Origin of the sequence: Kitasatospora sp. NPDC127121, from assembly GCF_042677305.1 — a bacterium.
In the GTDB taxonomy this organism is placed as follows: domain Bacteria; phylum Actinomycetota; class Actinomycetes; order Streptomycetales; family Streptomycetaceae; genus Kitasatospora.
The window spans coordinates 12,583-32,306 of sequence record NZ_JBHXTQ010000078.1 but is presented as its reverse complement, the minus strand read 5'-3'; the positions used below and the strand labels follow the sequence as shown (position 1 = coordinate 32,306).

The following is a 19,724-nucleotide window of genomic DNA, read 5'->3' as shown; positions in this document are numbered from 1 at the left end:
AGCCACTTCTCCTTCTTCTCCTCCTTCTTCGACTGCCCCTTCGCCGTCCCGCGCGGGGCGGTCGCGCCGCCTGCGGCTGGCGCCGCTCGTGCTGACCGCGTCGGCCCTCACCGTGGGGCTGGCCGCCGGTCCGGCGCTCCCGGCCCCCCTGACCACCGCCGGGTCCGCGCCCTCCGCGACCCGGGGCGGGGCCGAGGCGCAGCGGGCTCAACTGGAGGAGTTGGCACGGCAGTTGGTGGCTTCCGGGGCGCCGGGGGTGGTGGTGCGGGTGGACGACGGCCGGGGCCGGCCCGTCGAGATCGCCGAGCAGGCCCCCTGGGCCGCGGCGGACCAGCGGCTCGCGGTGGGGGACGAGTTCCGGATGGGCTCCAACACCAAGACCATGATGGCCGTGATCGCCCTGCAACTGGCCGCCGAGGGGCGGCTCGCGCTGACCGACCCGGTGGAGGCGTGGCTGCCGGGCCAGGTGCCCGACGGCCGGGCGATCACGCTGCGGATGCTGCTGAACCACACCAGCGGCCTGGCCGACTACACCGAGGACCCCGCCGTCCTGCCGTCGATCCTCGGCAAGGACCCGCACCGGTGGACCTCCGCCGAACTGCTCGCCGTGGGCCTCAAGCGCCCGGCGCTGTTCCCGCCGGGCACCCGGTGGTCCTACAGCAACACCGACTACGCGGCGGTCGGCGCCGTCCTGGAGCGGGTCACCGGGGCGAGCCTCGCCGACCTGGTCCGCGACCGGATCGCCCGGCCCCTGAACCTGAAGCACACCTACCTCGCCACGGACGGCAGCTGGCGCGGCCGCCACGTCCGCGGCTACGAGCCGGACTCCGCCCACATGCCGGCGGGGGTGCCCGCCGCGTTCCGGGACGTGGCCGGGGTGCACCGCGACGGCCGGGTGGACGTCTCCGGCAACGACCCGGGCTGGGGCGGGGCGGCCGGGGCCGTGGTGTCCACCGCGCAGGACTGGTCCCGCTTCTACAACGCGCTGATGTCCGGCAGGCTGCTGCCCGCGGCCCAGCTGGCGCAGCTGCGCACCACCGTGCCGATGGACCCGCAGAACCCGGTGGACGGGCCCGGCTCCGGCCTGGGCATCGAGACGGGCCGCACCCCCTGCGGCACCGTCTGGGCCCATGACGGGGGGATCACCGGCTACTCCAGCACCAACCTCACCGACGGCACCGGCAGCCGTACGGCCACCGTCCTGATCGCGACCGAGTTCCTGTTCGAGTTCGGGGCCGACGCGAAGCTCACCGCGGCCGGCCAGGCCCTGCAGAGTGCGGTGACCTGCGCCATGTTCGGCAAGCCGACCCCGGCTCCGGCCCCTGCTCCGGGTCCGGCTTCAGTTCCGGCTCACTGACGGGGGCGGCCCGGCCGCGGGTGCGGTGATGATCGCGGACAGCAGGTCCCTGGCCTCGGTCCGCGCCATCGCCGCACCCGCGGCGTGCGCGGACGCGAACCCGGCGGCTCCCAGGTCGGCCGTGGCCCGCCCGGCGATCCTGTGCACGTCGGTGTCGCCGAGGTCGTCCGAGCCCCGCAGCAGGTCGGCGGCGCCGAGCAGGAGCGCCGCCTCCCCCGGCCGGCCGCGGCACAGCTCGATGTCGGCGGCCGCCACCGCGATCCGGGCCGCGACCGCCGAGTTCCAGGTCAGCACCAGGTGCACCGCCGGGTGGTCGAGCCGGCGCACCGCCGCGTCGGGCAGGCCGTCCGCGGCGTCCAGCTGCGCGAGCACGCCCAGCAGCAGGGCGGTGAGGTGCGAGGGCACCGGCTGGCTGCCGGGGGCCTGGGCCAGGGCGGCCAGGGCGTGTGCGCGGGCCTGCTCCCGCTGCCCGGCCCGCCACTCCAGCTGGGCCAGGCCCAGGCACACCAGGGCCCTGGGCTCGGCCCATCCGGCCTGCGCCACCTGGCCGAGCAGGCCCTCCAGCTGCCGCCGCGCGCCGTCCGCGTCCCCGGCCTGGGCGCGCATCAGGGCGGCCTGGACATCGCTGTCGACCGTGTCCTCCTGCATCCCGAGCTCCTGGAAGTACCGGGTGGCCCGCTCGTTCATCGCCAGCGCGTCGGCCAGGTCGCCGGAGCGCCGCCGCAGCGAACCGAGGGTGCTCAGGGCGGTCGCCATGCCCCACCGCTCGCCGAGCGCCTCGAAACCGGCCAGCGCGTGGGAGAGGAAGCCCGCCGCCTCGGTGACGTCCCCGGTGTGCAGGGTCAGCAGGCCCCGTACCAGCAGGGCGAACGGGCCGCTGGAGGGGTCCTTGCGCTCGCCGTCCGGGAAGTCCGGGGAATCCGCGGGGGCCGGAGGGTCGGGCGTGTGCGGCGGCGGCTGCGGGCCGGCGATGGCCGCGGCCAGCCGGGCCAGCTCCAGCAGGGGGTGGACACCGGGGTCGACGCCCGCCATCGCCACCTCGATCCGGCCGAAGGCGGCCGCCCTGTCCTCCGGCCGGCCGATGGACTCGGTGCCGACCTCGTACGTCGCGATCACCAGCGCGCGGGCCGCCGGATCGGCCGGCCCGGGGACCTCCAGGACCCGTTCGAGCAGGTCCAGCGACTCCGGCGGATAGCCCCGCATGGACCAGAACCAGCACAGCGCGGCGCCGAACCGGACCGCCGTCGCGGCGTCCCCGGACTCCACCGCCCAGCGGATCGCCGCCAGCAGGTCGTCCCGATCGGCCGACAGCCGGGCCAGCCAGCGCAGCTGGTCGCGGGTGCGCAGCCGCGGCTCCGCGGTCTCGGCCAGGGCGAGGAAGAACCCGCAGTGGCGTTCGCGGGCGGCGCCGGCCTCGCCGTGGCGGGTGAGCTGCTCCAGGCCGTACTCCCGGATGGTCTCCAGCATCCGGTAGCGCGGCTCTCCCGTGGCGGCGGCTCCGAGCAGGTGCAGCAGCGACTTGTCGACCAGCGCCGCCAGCAGTTCCCGGACGTCGCGGGCCGGGGCGTCGGGGGTGGGGACATCGGGGGCCTCACGGTCGCCGGGGTGGTGGCCGGCGTGCGGGGCGGCGAGCCCGCCGACCGCCTGCGCCGCGTCCTCGGTGAAGCTGCCGGGCGCCACCGACAGCCGTTCCAGCAGCGCCCGTTCGTCGGCGGCCAGCAGCTTCCAGCTCCAGGCCACCACGGCGCGCAGCGTCTGGTGCCGGGGCAGGGCGGTGCGGCTGCCCCGGGTGAGCAGCCGGAACCGGTCGTCCAGCCGGGTGGCGACCACCTCGGCGGGCAGGGTGCGCAGTTGGGCGGCGGCCAGTTCGATCGCCAGTGGCAGGCCGTCCAGGCGGCGGCAGATCTCGACCGCCGCCGCCAGCGAGCCGTCCTCCTCGGCGAAGCCCGGGCACACGGCGGTGGCCCGGTCGTGGAACAGCCGGACCGCCGCGCAGGCGCGGGCCTGTTCGGGCGTCGAGCCGGGCTCGGGCAGTTCCAGGGGGAGTACCGGGTGCAGGTTCTCGCCGTCGATCCGCAGCGGCTCCCGGCTGGTGGCCAGGACCCGCAGCCCGGGGCACCGGCCGAGCAGGGTCTCGGCCAGCGTGGCCGCCGCGTCGATCACGTGTTCGCAGTTGTCCAATACCAGGACCGGGTCGTCGTGCGTGAGCACCTCGGTCAGGCGGTCCAGGATCTCCTCTGGGGTGCCGGGGCGGCGGGTCGGGGCCGCGGCGTTCTTGGGCAGGTCGGCCTCGCGCGTGCGCAGGGCGTCGAGCACCGCGCGGGGCACGTCCGCCGGGCCGGCCGGGGCCAGGGCGACGAACCACACCCCGCCGGGCGGTGTGAGGCGGCGGCCGGCGGTGGTGGCCAGCCGGGTCTTGCCGGACCCGCCGGGGCCGACCAGGGTGACCAGGCGGGCTCGGCCGAGCAGCTCGGCCACCCGGCGGATGTCGTCCTCGCGGCCCACGAAGCTGGTCAGCGGCGCGTCCGGATTGCCGGGCGGCCGTGGTCGGCGGGGTTCCGGCCGTTGGGGCTCCGGCCGTTGGGGTGGCGGCTGTTGGGGTGGCGGCTGGTCGTCGGGCGTGCGGTGGCCGGGGGGCGGCCGGTGGTCGGGGGGTGCCGGGAGCTCGCCGCGCAGGACCGCGAGATGGGCCGCCTGCAGCTGCGGTCCGGGGTCGCTGCCGAAGGTGTCGGCCAGCCGGGCGCGCAGCCGCTGGTAGGCGGCCAGTGCCTCGGCGCCCCGGCCGCCGGCGGCCAGGGCCCGGATCAGCTGGGCGTGCAGCCGTTCGTGCAGCGGGTGCCGCGCGGTCAGCGATTCGAGTTCGGCGATCAGCTCCGGTCCGGCGCCCAGCGCGAGGTCGGCCTCGATCCGGTCCTCCAGGGCGGCCAGCCGCGCCCGCTCCAGCCGCCGGGCCTCGGCGTCGGCGAACGGCGCCTCGCGCACGTCCGCCAGCGCGGGGCCGCGCCACAGGGCCAAGGCCTCCCGCAGGGCGGCGGCGGCCTCGGCCGGCCGGCCCTGCGTGTGCAAGTGCCTGCCGGAGAGGGCCAGTTGCTCGAACCGGGCGGTGTCCACCGCACCGGGCTCGACGGCCAGCCGGTACCCGGCCGGTCCGAAGGTGAGCAGCGAGGGGTCGCCCAGGACGCCCCGCAGGCGGGACACCAGTGACTGCAGGGCGTTCGTCTGGTCGGCCGGTGGCGCCTCGGCCCACAGCGCGTCCACCAGGGCCTGGGGCCGGACGGCGCGGCCGGCGTCCAGTGCCAGGTAGGCCAGCAGCGCCCGCAGCCGCGCGCCGCCGATCGGCAGCGGGCCCGCTCCGGCGTCCAGTACCAGGGGTCCGAGCAGGCCGACGCGCACCGGGTCACTATCGCAGCAGCACCGGTTCGAGCGTCAAGTCGCCGGCCGGCGCGCGCCCGCCCCGGCCGTGGGCGGCGTCCGGGGCGGTGGCCCGGCGGGGCCGGTGGCCTCGCCGGTCGCCGGGCGGCCCGTCACCGGGGCTGCGGCGGCGCGTGGGCGGGGCGCTCCCCCGCCCCGGGCGGGCCCGCCCGTCACGTCCTCGGGGCGGCGATGGGGGGCCCGGGTGAACCGGTAGCCCCGGACAGCCATCCCCGGTAGCGCTCCGCATACGCATGTGTGTGGATGGTGACAGGACGCCATTTCGTGGCAGTCCGATCGACCATCACCACCCTTATCTGGAAGGGCTCTTCCCCCATGCGTACTGCGCGCCGCGTCCTGACCGTCTCCGCCCTCTGCCTCCCGCTCGTTCTCGGCGGGGCGACCATCGCCTCCGCCGACACGCCCAACAACATCCCCTCCCTGAACTACGACCACGGGGCGTTCTCCGTCGGCCCGAACGGCAGTGCCCTGCACATCACCGATGTCCAGTTCGGTCCTGACGGTGCCTCGTTCCTCGACGCCGCCGTCGCGGTGGGCCCCAACGGTGTCGCCGGCTACGCCACCGAGACCGGCATCGGCCTCGCGGGCTGATCCCCGCCACTCCCCCATGCCGGGTGCCCCGGGACGGTTCGTCCCGGGGCACCCGCACGCCCGGGGCCGGGCCGGGCGCGCCGCCGGCCCTGCGGCGCTCACCCGGCCCGGCGCGGGCTGACGAGCATGCGGATGTCGTCGGCCGCCCAGAGGACGAACCGTTCGGCCGGGACCACCCGGTGGCCCGGCACGGGCCGAAAGCGCAGGCGCTTGAGGAGGACGGCCAGCAGCAGTTCGCACTCGACCATGGCCAGGGCGGCGCCCTCGCAGCTGCGCGGGCCGAACCCGAAGGGGACCCAGGCCAGCCGCGCGCGTCCGGCCGCCTGCTCCGGGGTGAAGCGCTCGGGGCGAAACCGTTCGGGCTCGGGCCAGTGGTCGGGGTTCAGGTGGACGGCCCAGAACGGGTAGAAGACCACCGCCCCGGCCGGGACCGTGTACGCGCCGAGGGTGAGCGCCTCGGCGGTCTGGCGAGCGCCGTACGGGCCGGGCGGGTAGAGGCGCATCGACTCCTGGAGGACCGTCCGCAGGTACGGCAGGCGCCGCAGGTCGGCGTACCCGGGGGCCGGGCGGTCGCCGAGCACGCGGTCCAGTTCCCCGGTGACGCGTTCGGCCGCCTCGGGGTGGCGGCCCAGCAGGTGCAGGGTCCAGGAGACGGCCACGCCGGTGGTGTGGTGGGCGGCGAGCATCGTCGCGAGGACGGTGTCGCGGATCCGGGCGGGGCGCTCGCCGGCCTCGACCAGTGCGCCGACCAGGTCGCCGCGGTCGGCGCGGCCGCCGTCGCGGTGGGCCGCGATCACCCGGTCGACCGTCGCGCGCAGGAGGGCGAGCGCCCGCGCGGTCCGCTCGGCGCGCTCCTGCGGGTCGACGGCGGGGGGCACCTGGTAGAGCCGTTCCAGGTAGTCGGCGAGCACCTCCTCGAAGGCGGCGGCGACGACGTCCGGGCCCTCGACCTCGCCGCCCAGGGCGTACGCGCAGATCATCCGCAGGGACAGGGCGGTCAGATCCTGCTGCAGCGCGACGGCCTCGCCCCGCGCGCCCCGCGCGGCCCAGCGGTCCGCGAGGCCGGTCGCGAGCGCGGTGAAGCGGTCGAAGGCCTGCTCGTGCGAGGGGCGGCCGGCCAGGACCGAGAGCAGGGTGCGGCGCCACGGGGCGTGTTCGCCCGCCGGGAGCACTTGCAGGTTGCCGGCCTCGAACAGCGGGTCCAGGAAGGAGAACAGGCGCTCGGGGCGGCGGTCCAGATGCGCGGTGGCCTCCAGCAGCACCGGGTCGGCGACCGACACGGCCGTCTCGGCGCCGGGCAGCTGGAACCGTGCCACGGGGCCGTACTCGGCGTGCAGCCGCAGCTGGTAGGCGTGCAGCCCGCCCGCCTGCGCGATGGCGCCGACCCCGCCGTCCGGCCGGGGGTCTGGACCGGGGATCTTCATCGGACCTCCTGGTGACGCATGGTCGGATCCGCCGCCCGGACGGTGGACGCGGACGGCGCAACGCCGCCGGCCGTGGGGACCAGGATCGCGCGGGAGCGCGTCCGGCCGGCAGTGGCGACGCCGGGTGAAATTGCCAGCGCTTGCAACCAATCGGCGCGCACAACTATTGTGGTGTCACGCAAAGTGCACCTGCAATCATTCGAGAAGGTTTCCCCCTCGCCCCCGGCCCCGCCTCCGCCGACAGGAGTCCGCCCATGAGCACCACCCTCTTCACCCCCTACACCCTGAGGACCCTGACCGTCCCCAACCGCGTCTGGATGGCGGCGATGTGCCAGTACAGCGCCGCTCCGGACGGCGACGCGGCCGGCGCCCCGACGGACTGGCACTTCGCCCACGTCGCGGCACGCGCCACCGGCGGCACGGGGATGATCATCATGGAGGCCACCGCCGTCAGCCCCGAAGGCCGCATCACCCCCTACGACCTCGGGATCTGGAACGACACCCAGGTCGCGGCCTTCCGGCGGATCACCTCCTTCCTGACGGCGCAGGGCACCGTGCCGGCCCTCCAGCTCGCCCACGCCGGCCGCAAGGCGTCCACCGAGCGCACCTGGATCGACCGCGGCCGCGCCCTCGCCCCGGACGAAGCCCACGGATGGACGCCGCTCGCCCCCAGCGCCCTGCCCTTCGCCCCCGCCCGGACCAGGCCCGACGAACTCACCGAGGAGCAGATCCGCGGGATCGTCCGGCAGTTCGCCGACGCCGCCCGGCGCGCGCTCGACGCCGGCTTCCGGGCCGTCGAGATCCACGGCGCCCACGGCTACCTGATCCACCAGTTCCTCTCCCCCCACAGCAACCACCGCACCGACGCGTACGGCGGCTCCTTCGAGGGCCGCATCCGCTTCGCCCTGGAGGTCGTCGACGCCGTCCGCTCGGCGTGGCCCGAGGACCTGCCCGTCCTCTTCCGCGTCTCCGCGACCGACTGGCTCACCGAGAACCCGCAGGACGGCCGCACCGGGTGGACCTCCCAGGACACCGTCCGCCTCGCCAAGGAACTCCTGGCCCACGGCGTGGACCTGATGGACATCTCCACCGGAGGCCTCGTCCCCGACGCCACGATCGACGCCGGACCGGGCTACCAGGTGCCCTTCGCCGAGGCGGTGCGCAGCGGGGCCGGCATGCCCGTGGCGGCCGTCGGCCTGATCACCGACCCCGTCCAGGCCCAGGACATCCTCGCCGCCGGTAAGGCCGACGCCGTCCTGCTCGGCCGCGAGCTGCTGCGCGACCCGTACTGGGCGCGCCGCGCCGCCGCCGAACTGGGCACCCGGGTCCCCACCCCCGTGCAGTACCACCTCGCGTAGCGGCGCCCCGGTACGGGCGGTGGGGGCCCTGCGGTTGCGGCGGCCCGGTTCCGGCGGTGCGGTTCCCGGTGGAGGCCCGCCCCGCCGCCCGCCGGTCCCGCGTACCTGTGATCAACTCTTCGGGTACCGCGGCGGGGACCGCGGCACAGGACGAACCATCAAAGGGGGATGGTCACATGGTCGAACTGTCGAACGGTGCGATGACCTGGGTGGCGGCCGGGGACAGCATCACCCGGGCCGCCCTCCACACCCACGGCGCGCGCGGCTGGGTGGAGCACGTGCAGGAACGCCTCTGCTGGCAGCTCGGCCGGCTGACGGACGTCGTGGTCAACACCGGCGTGTCCGGCTGGCGGGCCACCGACGTCCTCGGGGCGTACGACTTCGTCATCGGGCGGTTCGCACCGGACGTGCTGTCGCTCTCGCTGGGGACCAACGACGCCCCCGCCGGGTTGGAGGGGCTCGGGGAGTTCCGCGACGCCATGCGCGAGATCGTCGCCCGGTCCACCGGCGCGCAGATCGTGCTGCACACGCCGCTCGTGGCCAGCCACGCCGGGCGCGCCGCCCGCCCCGAGCTGCCCGCGTACTGCCGGGCCGTGCGCGAACTCGCCGCGGAGACGGGCGCGTTGCTCGTCGACCACGAGGCGTACTGGCTCGCCGAGTTCCCCGACGGCGAGGCGATCCCGTGGCTGGACGACCCCACACACCCCAACGGCGTCGGCCACCTGCACCTGGCCGACCACACGCTGCGCACACTGGGGCTGGGCGAACTCACCGCCCTGTGAGCGGGCCGCGCCGGGCGGGCCGTCGGGGCGGTTGCCGCTGATCGGGGGCTGGGCGGCGTCGGAAATTTTTGTCGGGTCCCTGTCTAGTTCGCTTGCGTCCTGGTGTGGTGGGATGTGCCCGTCACGGGATTTGAGGGCGCTGACGGGGGTGCGCGGTGAGGGGTGGACGGCTGTGCGGGCTGGACGGGGACGCGGCGCGGCTTGCCGCGGCGGGCCTGGTCCGGCTGGGTGCGCAGGAGTGGGTGGGCGACGCGGCCGGGGCTCCGGCGTGGCTGGGGCGGATGCGGGCGGCGTCGTTCGCGGACGCCTGGCTGGCGTTCGGCGAGCCGCCGGCGCCGGGGCTGCGGGTGCCGGCCGGGGAGGTCCTGCGGGCGCTCGCGTACCGGGCGGCGGAGCTGGTGCTCCAGGCCCGCGAGGGGGATGTGCCGGCGGTGCTGGAGTGGCTGGGCCGGCGGTCGGCGGAGGCCCGTGAGCAGGCGGGCCGGGCGGAGGTGACGCACCCGGCCGAACCGGCCGCGCTCGCCCTGGTGTGGCACGGCGTCCAGGCGGTCACCGCCGACGCCGACGGCGGGGGCGGGGGCGGGGGCGGGTACGGGGGCGGGGGCGTTTCGGCGGCCGAGGGCCGGGAGGCGCACGGCCGGCGCATCGACGAGCGGGGCGAGGCCTACGTCCGCGAGCGGCACCACCGCCGGGACACCCTGGCGCTGATGCTGGCCTGTGCCCGGATCGCGGCCGCCGCCCTGGTGGAGTCGTGCGGCGGCGATCCGGGCCGGGTGGACGGGTGGCTGGAGGAGGACGCGGCCCGGTACATGGCGCTCGGCGGCCCGGTACCGCTGTGGGTGCCGGGCCGGCCGGGGCAGCCCACGGGGTGAGGCCGGGGGCTCGGCGGCTCGGCGGTTTAGTCGCCGGGGCTCAGCGGGCCGGGAGGCTGAGGGTGGCGCGCAGGCCGCCGCCGGGGGCGGGGGTGAGGCCGAGGTCGCCGTGGTGGGCGTCGGTGATGGCCGCGACGATGGCCAGGCCGAGGCCGTGACCGCGGCGGGCGGGGTCGGACTGCGCGGTGCGGCCGCGGCCCCGCAGGAAGGGCTCGGTGAGGGTGGGGACCGTCTCGGGGGCCAGGCGGGGGCCGGTGTTGGTGACGGTGAGCCGGACCCGGCCGGGGTCGGCGGGGTCCGCCCCGGTGGTGACGGTGACGGATCCGCCGGTCGGCAGGTTGTGGCGCAGCGCGTTCTGCAGCAGGTTGACGGCGGCCTGGCGCAGCAGGACCGGGTTGCCGGTGGCGGGGGCGGGCCGGCAGTCCGTGGTGACGGCGACGCCCAGGGCGGCGGCCTCCTCCTGGACGGCGGCGAGGGCGTCGCGGGTGGTGCGGGCGAGGTCGAGGGGTTCGAGTTCGGGGGCGGTGTGGCCGAGGTCGGCGAGTTGGAGGAGGGCCTCGCTGATCTCGATGCCGCGCTGGTTGGTGTCCTGGAGGCGGGTGACGAGGGTGGTCCAGTCCTGGCGGGCCGGGTCGGCGGCGGCGACCTGGAGCATGGTGCGGGTGATGGCCAGGGGGGTGCGCAGTTCGTGGGAGGCGTTGGCGGCGAAGCGCTGCTGGGCGTCGAAGGAGCGCTGGAGGCGTTCGAGCATCTCGTCGAAGGCGTCGGAGAGGTCGGTGAACTCGTCGCGGGGGCCGGCGAGGGCGATGCGGTGTTCGAGTGCTCCGCTCGCGGCGCGGTGGGCGGCACTGGTGATGTCCTGGAGGGGGCGCAGGACGCGGCCGGCGATGAACCAGCCGCCGATCGTGCCGACGGCGGTGAGCAGGGCCAGGGCGTAGCCGGAGATGGTGAGCAGGGAGCGGAGGATCTCCTGGCGGGAGGGGGCGGAGAGGCGGTCGCGGGGGTTGGAGGAGGTGAGCGGGTAGTTGGGGATGTAGCGCATGCCGATGTAGACGACGGCCAGGCAGAGGGTGCCGGTGATGACGGCGAAGAGGGTGTAGCTGAGGGTGAGCCGCAGGCGGGCGGTCAGGCGGCGCGGCCGCGGCGCGGGGCGGGTGCGGGGCGGGGCGCTCACGTGGGGGTGCCGTCGGTGAGGCGGTAGCCGACGCCGGGCACGGTCTGGATCACCCAGGGTTCGCCGAGTCGTTTGCGCAGGCCGGAGATGGTGATGCGGACGGCGTTGGTGAACGGGTCGGCGTTCTCGTCCCAGGCGCGTTCGAGGAGGTTCTCGGCGCTGATGACGCCGCCGCGTGCGGTCATCAGGACCTCCAGGACGGCGAACTGCTTGCGGGAGAGGGCGACGTAGCGGCCGTCGCGGTAGACCTCGCGGCGGAAGGGGTCCAGGCGCAGTCCGGCGTATTCGAGGACGGGGGGCGCGGCCTGGGCGGGGCGGCGGGCCAGGGAGCGCAGCCGGACGACGAGTTCGGCGAGGTCGAAGGGTTTGGTCAGGTAGTCGTCGGCGCCGAGTTCGAAGCCGGCGACCTTCTCGTTGAGGCGGGCGGCGGCGGTGAGCATGAGGACGCGGCAGCCCAGGCGGTGCTCGACGATGGTGCGGCAGACGTCGTCGCCGTGGGTGCCGGGGATGTCGCGGTCCAGGACGACGACGTCGTAGGTGTGGACGGCGAGGCGTTCGAGGGCGGCGTCGCCGTCCGTGACGATGTCGCAGGCGATCGCCTCCAGGCGCAGGCCCGCCTGGACCGCCTCGGCGAGGTAGATCTCGTCCTCCACCACCAGGACCCGCACGCGCTGTTCTCCCGTCCCGCTCTTGCTGTCGTTGCCGTTGTCGTTGTCGTTGCCGTTGCCGTCGGTGTCCATTGGACACGAACGGGCCTATCGAAAACGTATCGGTTAGTGCAGACGTCCTGGTAACACCGCATTTCCTCCCATGGTGTGGCCGCCGGGTTTCCCCGTCGCGGCGAGATGACGAGCGCCGGGAGGCAGCGATGGACGGGACGACGCGCCAGGAGGCGACGCGGTGGCGGACGGCGGGAGGTGGCCGGCGGGCGGTGGCCGTGGGCACCGGGGCGGTGGTGGTGCTGGCGCTGGCCGGCGCCTGCGCGGCCGCCGACCCGCCGGCGACCGAGGCGGCGCTGCGGACCCTGGCGGCCACCGTCGCGCCGTTCTCCTCCTCCCTCGCTCCGGGCTCCGGCCCCTCGGCGGGGACGGACGGCGACATTCCCGACGGCACGACGCTGACCCCGTTCGACACCGGGGCACCGGCGGTGGGCAACCTGGACGGGCCGCTGCTGGAAGCCGTCCAGCAGGCCGCCCGGGACGCGCGCGCCCAGGGCATCGAGATGACCGTCACCTCGGGCTGGCGCAGCAAGGAGTACCAGCAGCGGCTGCTCGACAAGGGGGTGGCCAGGTACGGGAGTCTGGAGCGGGCCAGGCAGTTCGTGAACACTCCGGAGAAGTCGGCGCACGTCTCGGGCAAGGCCATCGACATCGGCCCGACCAATGCCGACTACTGGCTGATCCAGCACGGCGCGCGGTACGGGCTCTGCCAGGTGTACGCCAACGAGATCTGGCACTTCGAGCTGCTGACCAGCCCTGGCGGGACCTGTCCGGCCCAGTTGCCCGACGCGGCCGGGTAGGGGGCGTTCGTGACCCGATCGCAGGAGGGGCTCGCGCCGGGGGCGGGGGCGGTCTCAAGGCCGGAGGCGGGGCCGGTGGCGAAGGCGGAGGCGGGCCCGGAGGCGGGGGGCGCCTCGGCGGGTGTCGCCCGCCCGGCCGGCCGTCGACGCCGTCGGCAGCGGCGCCCGCAGGTCGGGCGCTGGCGGCGCGGCCGCGTGGCCGCCGCCGTGGCCCTGCTGACCGCCCTCGCCCTGGCCGGTCACCGGCGGGTGCCGAGCCTGGGCGTCCACTTGGGGAGCCTGTGGGAGAGCGCCCTGCCCTGGGCCGGCGTCGTGGTGCCCGCCGTCCTGCTCGTCGCCGCGCTGCGCCGCGCGCCGGTGCCGGCGTGCGCCGCGGTGATGCTGGCCGCAGTGTGGGCCGTCGTGCTCGGGCCGGTGCTCGCCGGCGGCGGCCCGCCGCCGGGGGGCGGTGCGGGCCCGGCCGGCGGTGCGGGCCTGACCGCGGTCACCCACAACGTGAGCGCGCAGAACCCGGACCCCGCCGGCACGGCCCGGGCGCTGCTCGCCGCCCGCCCCGACCTGGTCGCCCTGGAGGAGGTCACCGACGCCGCGCTGCCCGTCTACCAGCACGTGCTGGACGCCGAACTGCCGCACCGCACGCGGATCGGCACCGTCGCGCTGTGGAGCCGCTACCCGCTGACCGACGCACGGCGGCTGACCATCGACCCGGGCTGGAGCCGCTCGCTGCGGGCCGAAGTCCAGGCCCCCGGTGGGCCGTTGGCCGTGTACGTGGTCCATCTCGCCTCCGTCCGGCTCAACGTCACCGGCTTCGCCACCACTCACCGCGACCGCAACCTCGCCGCGCTCGGCGCCGCGCTGGACGAGGAGCCCCTGCGCCGGGTGCTGCTGCTGGGCGACCTCAACACCGCCGCCGGGGACCACGCGCTCGCCCCGGTCACCAGCCGGCTGAGCTCCGCGCAGGACAGCGCGGGCGGCGGCTTCGGGTTCACCTGGCCGGCGGTCTTCCCGCTGGCCCGGATCGATCACGTCATGACCCGGGGCCTGTCCGCGACCGCCGCCTGGACCCTGCCCGCCACCTCCAGCGACCACCTGCCCGCCGCCGCCCGGCTGACGCCGTGAGGGGCGTGCGGGCGGCGGGGGCGGGGGGCTGCCGGTGTCAGGCCAGGAGGTCGGACTGGAGGGTGACCACCTGGCGGAAGGCCGCGTCCGGGACGCCGTCGGGGTTGGTCATGGTGACGACGGCGACGAGGTCGGAGGCGCAGAGGTAGGCGACGCGGGCGTTCGGGGTGCCCTTGGCGCCCTTCGCCGAGCTCTCCTGGGCGTCCAGGTGGACGCCCTCGACGGTGTCCCAGGCGCTGTGGGAGGTGCTCTTCGCGCCGGGCAGGGCATTGGGCCTGGCGTCGGAGCGCAGGGAGGAGAAGACGTTCCAGGACTCGAAGGAGGCGCCGAAGCGCAACAGCCGGATCTGGGTGCGGGTGCCGTCGGAGGCCGTCCACTCCCGGACGGTGGCCGCCCGGCAGGCGTCCTGCAGGAGCAGTGCGCGGAGCTCGGCCGGGTCCCGCTGGTCGGCGAGGATCGCGTCGCAGGTGACCCAGTCGGCCGGGGCCTGGCCGGCGGGGGCCGTGGACGGGCTCGCGCCCGCCGAGGCCGACGCCGAGGCCGAGGCCGAGGCGGAGGCGGTCGGGCTCGGGGTCGGGGTCGGGGTCGGGGTCGCGCTCGCCGACGGGGCGCCGGTGGCCGAGGCGGTGGGAACCGGGTAGAGCGCCGGGGTGAGGCTGCCGCCGGCCTCCTTGGGGGCGGGCAGCAGCAGGTAGCGCAGGTCCGCGGCGTGCAGGGCGTTCTTGCCGCCCGTACGGTCCGGCGTGCTGCTGCCGGAGGGCAGCGGCGGCAGCGTCAGCGGCGGGAAGGTGTAGCGGCCGTCGCCCGGGGTGGCCAGGCCGGGCAGGTCGGTGCGCTCGGGGGCGGTGACGGCCAGCGCGGCGCCGGTGCCCGCGAGGGCGAACACCAGGGTGGCGGTGGCCCAGCGTGCGGCCGCCCTGCGGCGGGCGCTGCGCCGGGCGAGGCGGGCCTCGTGCTCCTCGGGGGTCTCCGCGGCGGGAGCGGCGGGGAACTCGGCGGGGGTGCCCGTGGAGGTCTCCGCGAAGGTCTCCGTGGCGGCCTCGGCGGGGGTGCCCGCGGGGGTCTCGGCGAGGGCGGCGGGCTCGTGCGGGGTGGCGTGGTCGGTCATGCGGACGCTCCCGGGCGGGCGAGGCGGTCGAGCTGCAGGGTGAAGAGGGCGACGATCCGGTCCTTGGGCAGCGGTGCCACGCCCTCGACGTTCATGACCACCAGCAGGTCGCCCTCGGCGGCCGAGCACTCCAGGTAGTCGATCGGCGCGGACGGCGGCGCCGGCATCAGGTAGCAGTGCGCCTCGGGGTGGCCCGGGATCTCCGGGCCGATCCGGAACAGGCCGGTGTCGCCGGTGAAGACCGCGGTGTACTCGTTGAGCTTCTGCACTTCCTGCTGGTTGAACTGGCGCAGCTTCAGGCCGACCACCAGGTCGTCCTCGCTGGTCCGGTACGTCCGCACGCCGGTGGCCTTGACGTGCAGGCCCTCCCAGTAGGAGCGCAGCTTGTCGCGCTTGTCCTTGGGGATCTGCTGGAGTTCGTCGTCCAGTTCGGCGGACAGGAACTCGGCGCCGAGTTCGGTGTCGTTGCCGTAGCCGCCCTCGTCCGGGCCGGGTTCGTAGCCGGCCGGGACGGGCAGCAGCAGGTCGCGCAGCGAACCGAAGTGGTTGCCGTTGGACTTGGCGCCGAACGGCGTGGCGGTCGCGGTCGGGACGGGCGCGGCGGACGGCCCGGCGGCGACGGCCGGGGCGGGGTCGTCGTACTGGGTCTTGATGATGCCGACGCCGATGGCCACCCCGGCCAGCGCCGCCGCGGCCGTCGCGGCGCCCGCGCGCAGCAGGCGGCGGGAGGCGGGGCGCGGGGCGGTGGGCGCGGTGGGCGCGGCGGGCGCGGCGGCGGTCGGCGCGGCGGGCTCGGCGGCGAACTGCTGCTCGGCGACGGGCTGTTCGGCGGCGGGCTGTTCGGCGGCGGCCGGGGCCGCCTCGGGGGCGGTCGGCGCCGGCGTGGCGGCCGGGGTCCCGGTCATGCTGTTGTCGGTCATACCAGCCGCTCCCATTGCTGCTTGGCGAGGTCCTTCACGACGTCGGGGTTCACCGGCTTGGGGTCGAAGACCTCGACCACCATCGCCACCGTGCCGCGTTGGGCCACGGCCTGGCCGTAGTAGTACCGATCGGCGCTGTCGGCCCAGTACCTGGGTGTCTCGTCCACCCGGTAGCCGCCGTTGGCGCCGTCGGCGAACGGCTTCAGGTTGCGGGTGGTGCCGACGGCGTGCGTGGCGGCTTCGTTGGCGCGGTCCGGCGCGTACTGGACCAGCGACACGCGGTACCTGGTGTCGCCCTTCTTCCAGTTCACCTCGGCCGCGCGCCGGAAGCCCCGGGAGTTCAGGTCCTTGAAGTCGCGGACCGCGCTGTCGCTGTGCTCGGCGAGCTCGCCGACCGACACCCAGCTCGGCTTGTCCGGGAATTCTCCCCAGGCGGCGCTGCCGTCCGGGGCACCGATCAGCAGTTTGAGCAGGTCGCCGTCGATGGCCAGCGGTTTGGGCTGCTGGGCGGCGAAGGCGGTCGGGTCGACCGCCGCGGCCGGGTAGGACGGGCGCGCGACCTGGATCGGCGGCAGCGGCGTCGGCGGGCGCTGGGCCTGGACGGCGTAGCCGACACCACCGCCGACCAGGGTGCCCAGCACCAGGCCGGACACCGCCAGCAGCACCGGGCGCGGGCGGCGCGGGGCGCGGGGCGCCCGCTCGGGGCCGGCCGACAGGAGCTCGGGGGCCGGCGCGTCGGACGGCACTTCAGTGGCGAACTGCGGTGCAGCGAAAGGAAGTTCAGCGGAAGATGGTTCGGCTGGCATGGCGGCGGGCCGCGGCGGGGCGGCGGGCGCCGGCGCGGTGCCGGGCGGGGGCAGCGCGGGTTCGGTGGTCACGGGATGGCTCCAGAGGAGGGTGGGGAGGACGGCGTCGGGGCGGGCGGCGGCGCGGGTTCAACCGCGTTCAGCCGCGTTCAGCTGCGTTCAGCCGCCGGAGGCGAGCCACTCGCGCTGGCGCTTCATCAGCCCGCTCAGCAGCGCCTTGTCCGGTGTCCCCTTCACCTCGACGTCGATCGTGTACTGGACGTCGCCCTGGCTGGAGATGCCGGTCATCGAGCCGGTGTACGCCTGCTGCTTGGGCTTGTGCAGGTAGCCGTGGGCGTTCGGGTCGCCGTCGATGTCGATCGGGTCCTGCGACTTGAGGGTGTATCCCTGGACGAACTCGCGCGCCATCGAGGTGGAGCCGAAGCGCAGCAGGGTGACGGTGACCTCGGCCTTGCCGTCGGCCGTCCGGTACATCCGGGTGGCGCCCGACTGGTAGCCGTACGAGCCGAGGATGTCCATGATGCCGTCCTGCTTGCCGAACAGGTCGGCGACGTCGTCGTTGGTCATGGTCATCCCGTCCGCGGGCCCGTACGACTCGCCGCCGTCCGGGATCGGGAGCAGGAAGTAGCGCAGGTCGCCCTCGTGCTTGCCGCCGTTGACGGTCCCCTTGACGGTGCTGGCCGGTTTGGGGGTGGTCGGGGCGGCGGTGGGCGTCGGCACCGGTACCGGGGTGGCGGAGGGCGTCGGGCTCGGGCTGGCGGTGGTGGTGGCCGGCGCGGGTGCGGCGGCGGCCGGGCGGGTGTCCGGCCTGCCGACGGCGACGGTCACCGCGGCGCTGGTCGCCGTGACGGCGAGCAGGCCGGCGGTGGCCAGTACGACGCCGACGGCGCGCGGCAGCCGGCGCGCGGCCGGTTCGGGTGCGACGGCGTGCTGCGGCGCGGCGTCGGGCTGCGGTACAGAGGCGTGCTCCGGTACGGCGGCGTGCTCCGGTACGGCGGGGTGCTGCGGCGCAGCGGGGTGCTGCGGTACGGCGGCCGGTTGCGGCGCAGCGTCGGGCTGCTCCGGAACGGCGGCTGTCTCGTTTTCGGGCGCGGACAAGGAACTCCCCCGGGAGAATGTGGGATCTCGCGCGCGGACTCCCTCGCAAACCGCTCCCCCGGCGGTTCTCCGGACCGTCCATCACGCGTCTCAGCAGGCATTATGAGAGACCGTTCGCACCGCTGCCAACAAAGTTAATCGCCGCACTCCGGTCCAATACTCGATGAATCGGACACGTCGTGATGTAACCGCAACAGGCGATCCGGGCACGGTACCGCGGTACCGTGCCCCTTCCGATGATCGGTCCGGGGTACCACGGATCGCGCCGGCGCCGCACCTAGCGTGGAGTGTGAGGGAGGCCGGGACGGTCCGGCCCCGGAGCGTAGGGGTGAGCGATGATCGAGGCGCACCAGCTGACGAAGCGGTACGGGGAGAAGACCGCCGTCGACCGGCTCGACTTCACGGTCAAGCCCGGCACGGTCACCGGCTTCCTCGGGCCCAACGGCGCCGGGAAGTCCACCACCATGCGGATGATCGTCGGACTGGACGCGCCCACCAGCGGCTCGGTGCGCGTCAACGGGCGCCGTTACGCGGCTCACGCGGCGCCGTTGCAGGAGGTCGGGGCGCTGCTGGAGGCCAAGTCGATCCACCCGGGGCGCTCCGCGTTCAACCACCTCATGGCCCAGGCGCACACCCACGGCATCCCGCGCTCGCGGGTGGAGGAGGTCGTCGAGCTGACCGGGCTGCAGTCGGTGGCCAGGAAGCGTGCCGGGGCGTTCTCGCTGGGCATGGGCCAGCGGCTGGGGATCGCGACGGCGCTGCTGGGCGACCCGGCGACGGTGATGCTGGACGAACCGGTCAACGGCCTCGACCCGGAGGGCGTGCTGTGGATCCGCAACCTCCTCACCTCGCTGGCCGCCGAGGGCCGCACCGTCTTCGTGTCCTCGCACCTGATGAGTGAGGTCGCGCTGGTCGCCGACCACCTGATCATCGTCGGGCGGGGCCGGCTGCTGGCCGACACCACCGTGCAGGACCTGGTCCGCCAGGCCGGCGGCGACGTGGTGAAGGTGGCCAGCGCCGATCCGGCCCGGCTGCGCACGGCGCTGGCCGGGCCCGGGGTGGAGGTCACCGGCCGTTCCGGCTCGGAGGAGCTCCTCGTCACCGGCCTGGCCGCGCGGGAGATCGGCCTGCGGGCCGCCGAGCAGGGCATCGCCCTGTTCGAGCTCACCACCCGCACGGTCTCCCTGGAGGAGGCGTTCATGGAGCTGACCAGGGACGCCGTGGAGTACCACGGCACCACCACCGCGACCGGGCCCGCCGCCAGTGCGGGTGCCGGCGCCGAGTCCCCGAGGAGCGCGGCATGAGCACCATCGCACCGAACCAGACGTCCGCGGCCGCCGACCGGCGGCCCGCGCGCCCCGCCTACCGGGTGACGCCCGTGCGCGTGCTGCGCTCGGAGTGGGCCAAGCTGTGGTCGCTGCGCTCGACCTGGATCACGCTGGGCCTGGGCCTGCTGTTCCTGGTCGCGTTCGGGCTGATCGCCGCGTTCCAGTTCAAGTCGAGGATCACCTCGGGGCGCCCGATGGACCGGGGGGACTTCGCCGACGCCAGTGCCCTGAGCCTGTCGCTGTTCGGCACCAACTTCGCGCAGCTGGCGTTCGGCGTCCTGGGCGTGCTGGTCGCCGCGGGCGAGTACTCCACCGGCATGATCCGCTCCACCCTGGCCGCGGTGCCGCGCCGGCTGCCGGTGCTGTGGTCCAAGGCGGCGGTGTACGGCGTGGTGGTACTGCTGCTCGGCACCGTCGGGGTGTTCGTCGCCTTCGCGGCCGACAGCGGCATCCTCTCCGGCACCCGCGCGGCGATGACGTTCTCCGACGCCGGCGTCCTGCGCGGCCTGCTGGGGGCCGGGCTCTACCTCGCCCTGGTGGGCGTGATCGGCGTCGCGCTGGGCGCGCTGCTGCGGTCGGTGGCGGGCGGCATCTCGGTGCTGGTGGCCTCGCTGATGCTGGTCCCCGGCCTGATCTCGCTGCTGCCCTCGTCCTGGCAGGACCACATCAGCCCCTACCTGCCCAGCCACGCGGGCGAGGCGATGTTCGCCCTGCACCACGACGCGACCACACTGTCGCCCGCCGCGGGGCTGGCGGTCTTCCTGCTGTGGACGGTGCTCGCCCTGGCGGGCGCGGCCGTGCGGCTGGTGCGCAGCGACGCCTGAGGGCTGGGAGAC

Annotated in this window: 17 protein-coding genes; 9 read left to right on the top strand and 8 right to left on the bottom strand. The window is 75.5% G+C overall.

Annotated features, from left to right (window positions below):
- The first annotated feature begins 88 nt into the window (after positions 1 to 88).
- Positions 89 to 1,357, top strand: coding sequence for a serine hydrolase domain-containing protein (locus ACFVHI_RS29880; protein ID WP_380344611.1), 1,269 nt, complete (start codon positions 89 to 91; stop codon positions 1,355 to 1,357).
- Here ACFVHI_RS29880 and ACFVHI_RS29875 read toward each other — a convergent pair.
- Positions 1,340 to 4,750 carry a BTAD domain-containing putative transcriptional regulator gene (locus tag ACFVHI_RS29875; protein WP_380344608.1) on the bottom strand — a complete coding sequence of 1,137 codons (3,411 nt, stop codon included), beginning with the start codon at positions 4,748 to 4,750 and terminating at the stop codon, positions 1,340 to 1,342. The genes ACFVHI_RS29880 and ACFVHI_RS29875 overlap by 18 nt on opposite strands.
- A 354-nt stretch (positions 4,751 to 5,104) precedes the next feature.
- On the opposite strand from ACFVHI_RS29875, the gene ACFVHI_RS29870 reads away from it, so the two are divergent.
- Positions 5,105 to 5,380, top strand: a complete 276-nt coding sequence (locus tag ACFVHI_RS29870; protein WP_063352834.1) for a hypothetical protein — start codon at positions 5,105 to 5,107, stop codon at positions 5,378 to 5,380.
- Between the two features lie 98 nt (positions 5,381 to 5,478).
- Here the strand turns inward: ACFVHI_RS29870 and ACFVHI_RS29865 are convergent, their stop codons facing one another.
- The gene (locus tag ACFVHI_RS29865; protein WP_380344604.1) at positions 5,479 to 6,804 is read right to left on the bottom strand and encodes a cytochrome P450; all 1,326 of its coding nucleotides are present in this window, start codon (positions 6,802 to 6,804) and stop codon (positions 5,479 to 5,481) included.
- Between the two features lie 254 nt (positions 6,805 to 7,058).
- On the opposite strand from ACFVHI_RS29865, the gene ACFVHI_RS29860 reads away from it, so the two are divergent.
- From ACFVHI_RS29860 to ACFVHI_RS29850, 3 genes are all read left to right on the top strand, one after another.
- Positions 7,059 to 8,162: an NADH:flavin oxidoreductase/NADH oxidase gene (locus ACFVHI_RS29860; RefSeq protein WP_063352836.1), complete on the top strand. Its 1,104-nt coding sequence runs from the start codon at positions 7,059 to 7,061 to the stop codon at positions 8,160 to 8,162.
- A 176-nt stretch (positions 8,163 to 8,338) separates the two neighbouring features.
- Entirely contained in the window at positions 8,339 to 8,944 is a 606-nt protein-coding gene (locus ACFVHI_RS29855; RefSeq protein ID WP_063352837.1) for an SGNH/GDSL hydrolase family protein, read from the top strand.
- A 155-nt stretch (positions 8,945 to 9,099) separates the two neighbouring features.
- Positions 9,100 to 9,816, top strand: coding sequence for a hypothetical protein (locus tag ACFVHI_RS29850; RefSeq protein ID WP_380344601.1), 717 nt, complete (start codon positions 9,100 to 9,102; stop codon positions 9,814 to 9,816).
- A gap of 40 nt (positions 9,817 to 9,856) precedes the next feature.
- Here the strand turns inward: ACFVHI_RS29850 and ACFVHI_RS29845 are convergent, their stop codons facing one another.
- Positions 9,857 to 10,990, bottom strand: a complete 1,134-nt coding sequence (locus tag ACFVHI_RS29845; protein ID WP_063352839.1) for a HAMP domain-containing sensor histidine kinase — start codon at positions 10,988 to 10,990, stop codon at positions 9,857 to 9,859.
- Positions 10,987 to 11,658, bottom strand: a complete 672-nt coding sequence (locus tag ACFVHI_RS29840; protein WP_063353004.1) for a response regulator transcription factor — start codon at positions 11,656 to 11,658, stop codon at positions 10,987 to 10,989. Before ACFVHI_RS29840 ends, ACFVHI_RS29845 begins: the two co-directional genes overlap by 4 nt.
- Positions 11,659 to 11,858: 200 nt before the next feature.
- On the opposite strand from ACFVHI_RS29840, the gene ACFVHI_RS29835 reads away from it, so the two are divergent.
- Positions 11,859 to 12,509, top strand: a complete 651-nt coding sequence (locus tag ACFVHI_RS29835; protein WP_079136642.1) for a M15 family metallopeptidase — start codon at positions 11,859 to 11,861, stop codon at positions 12,507 to 12,509.
- A 75-nt stretch (positions 12,510 to 12,584) separates the two neighbouring features.
- Positions 12,585 to 13,628, top strand: a complete 1,044-nt coding sequence (locus tag ACFVHI_RS29830) for an endonuclease/exonuclease/phosphatase family protein (protein WP_063352840.1) — start codon at positions 12,585 to 12,587, stop codon at positions 13,626 to 13,628.
- A 37-nt stretch (positions 13,629 to 13,665) separates the two neighbouring features.
- Here the strand turns inward: ACFVHI_RS29830 and ACFVHI_RS29825 are convergent, their stop codons facing one another.
- The 4 genes from ACFVHI_RS29825 to ACFVHI_RS29810 all read right to left on the bottom strand — a co-directional run bounded on the left by ACFVHI_RS29825 (position 13,666) and on the right by ACFVHI_RS29810 (position 17,560).
- On the bottom strand, positions 13,666 to 14,736 hold the full coding sequence (locus ACFVHI_RS29825) for a hypothetical protein (RefSeq protein WP_380344595.1): 1,071 nt from the start codon (positions 14,734 to 14,736) through the stop codon (positions 13,666 to 13,668).
- The gene (locus ACFVHI_RS29820) at positions 14,733 to 15,656 is read right to left on the bottom strand and encodes a hypothetical protein (protein ID WP_380344592.1); all 924 of its coding nucleotides are present in this window, start codon (positions 15,654 to 15,656) and stop codon (positions 14,733 to 14,735) included. The genes ACFVHI_RS29825 and ACFVHI_RS29820 overlap by 4 nt, the downstream gene beginning before the upstream one ends.
- Positions 15,653 to 16,534, bottom strand: coding sequence for a hypothetical protein (locus ACFVHI_RS29815; RefSeq protein WP_380344589.1), 882 nt, complete (start codon positions 16,532 to 16,534; stop codon positions 15,653 to 15,655). The genes ACFVHI_RS29820 and ACFVHI_RS29815 overlap by 4 nt, the downstream gene beginning before the upstream one ends.
- A gap of 87 nt (positions 16,535 to 16,621) precedes the next feature.
- Positions 16,622 to 17,560 carry a hypothetical protein gene (locus ACFVHI_RS29810; protein WP_380344586.1) on the bottom strand — a complete coding sequence of 313 codons (939 nt, stop codon included), beginning with the start codon at positions 17,558 to 17,560 and terminating at the stop codon, positions 16,622 to 16,624.
- Between the two features lie 335 nt (positions 17,561 to 17,895).
- On the opposite strand from ACFVHI_RS29810, the gene ACFVHI_RS29805 reads away from it, so the two are divergent.
- Positions 17,896 to 18,864: an ATP-binding cassette domain-containing protein gene (locus ACFVHI_RS29805; protein WP_380344583.1), complete on the top strand. Its 969-nt coding sequence runs from the start codon at positions 17,896 to 17,898 to the stop codon at positions 18,862 to 18,864.
- The gene (locus ACFVHI_RS29800) at positions 18,861 to 19,712 is read left to right on the top strand and encodes an ABC transporter permease (protein ID WP_063352846.1); all 852 of its coding nucleotides are present in this window, start codon (positions 18,861 to 18,863) and stop codon (positions 19,710 to 19,712) included. Before ACFVHI_RS29805 ends, ACFVHI_RS29800 begins: the two co-directional genes overlap by 4 nt.
- Positions 19,713 to 19,724 lie beyond the last annotated feature (12 nt).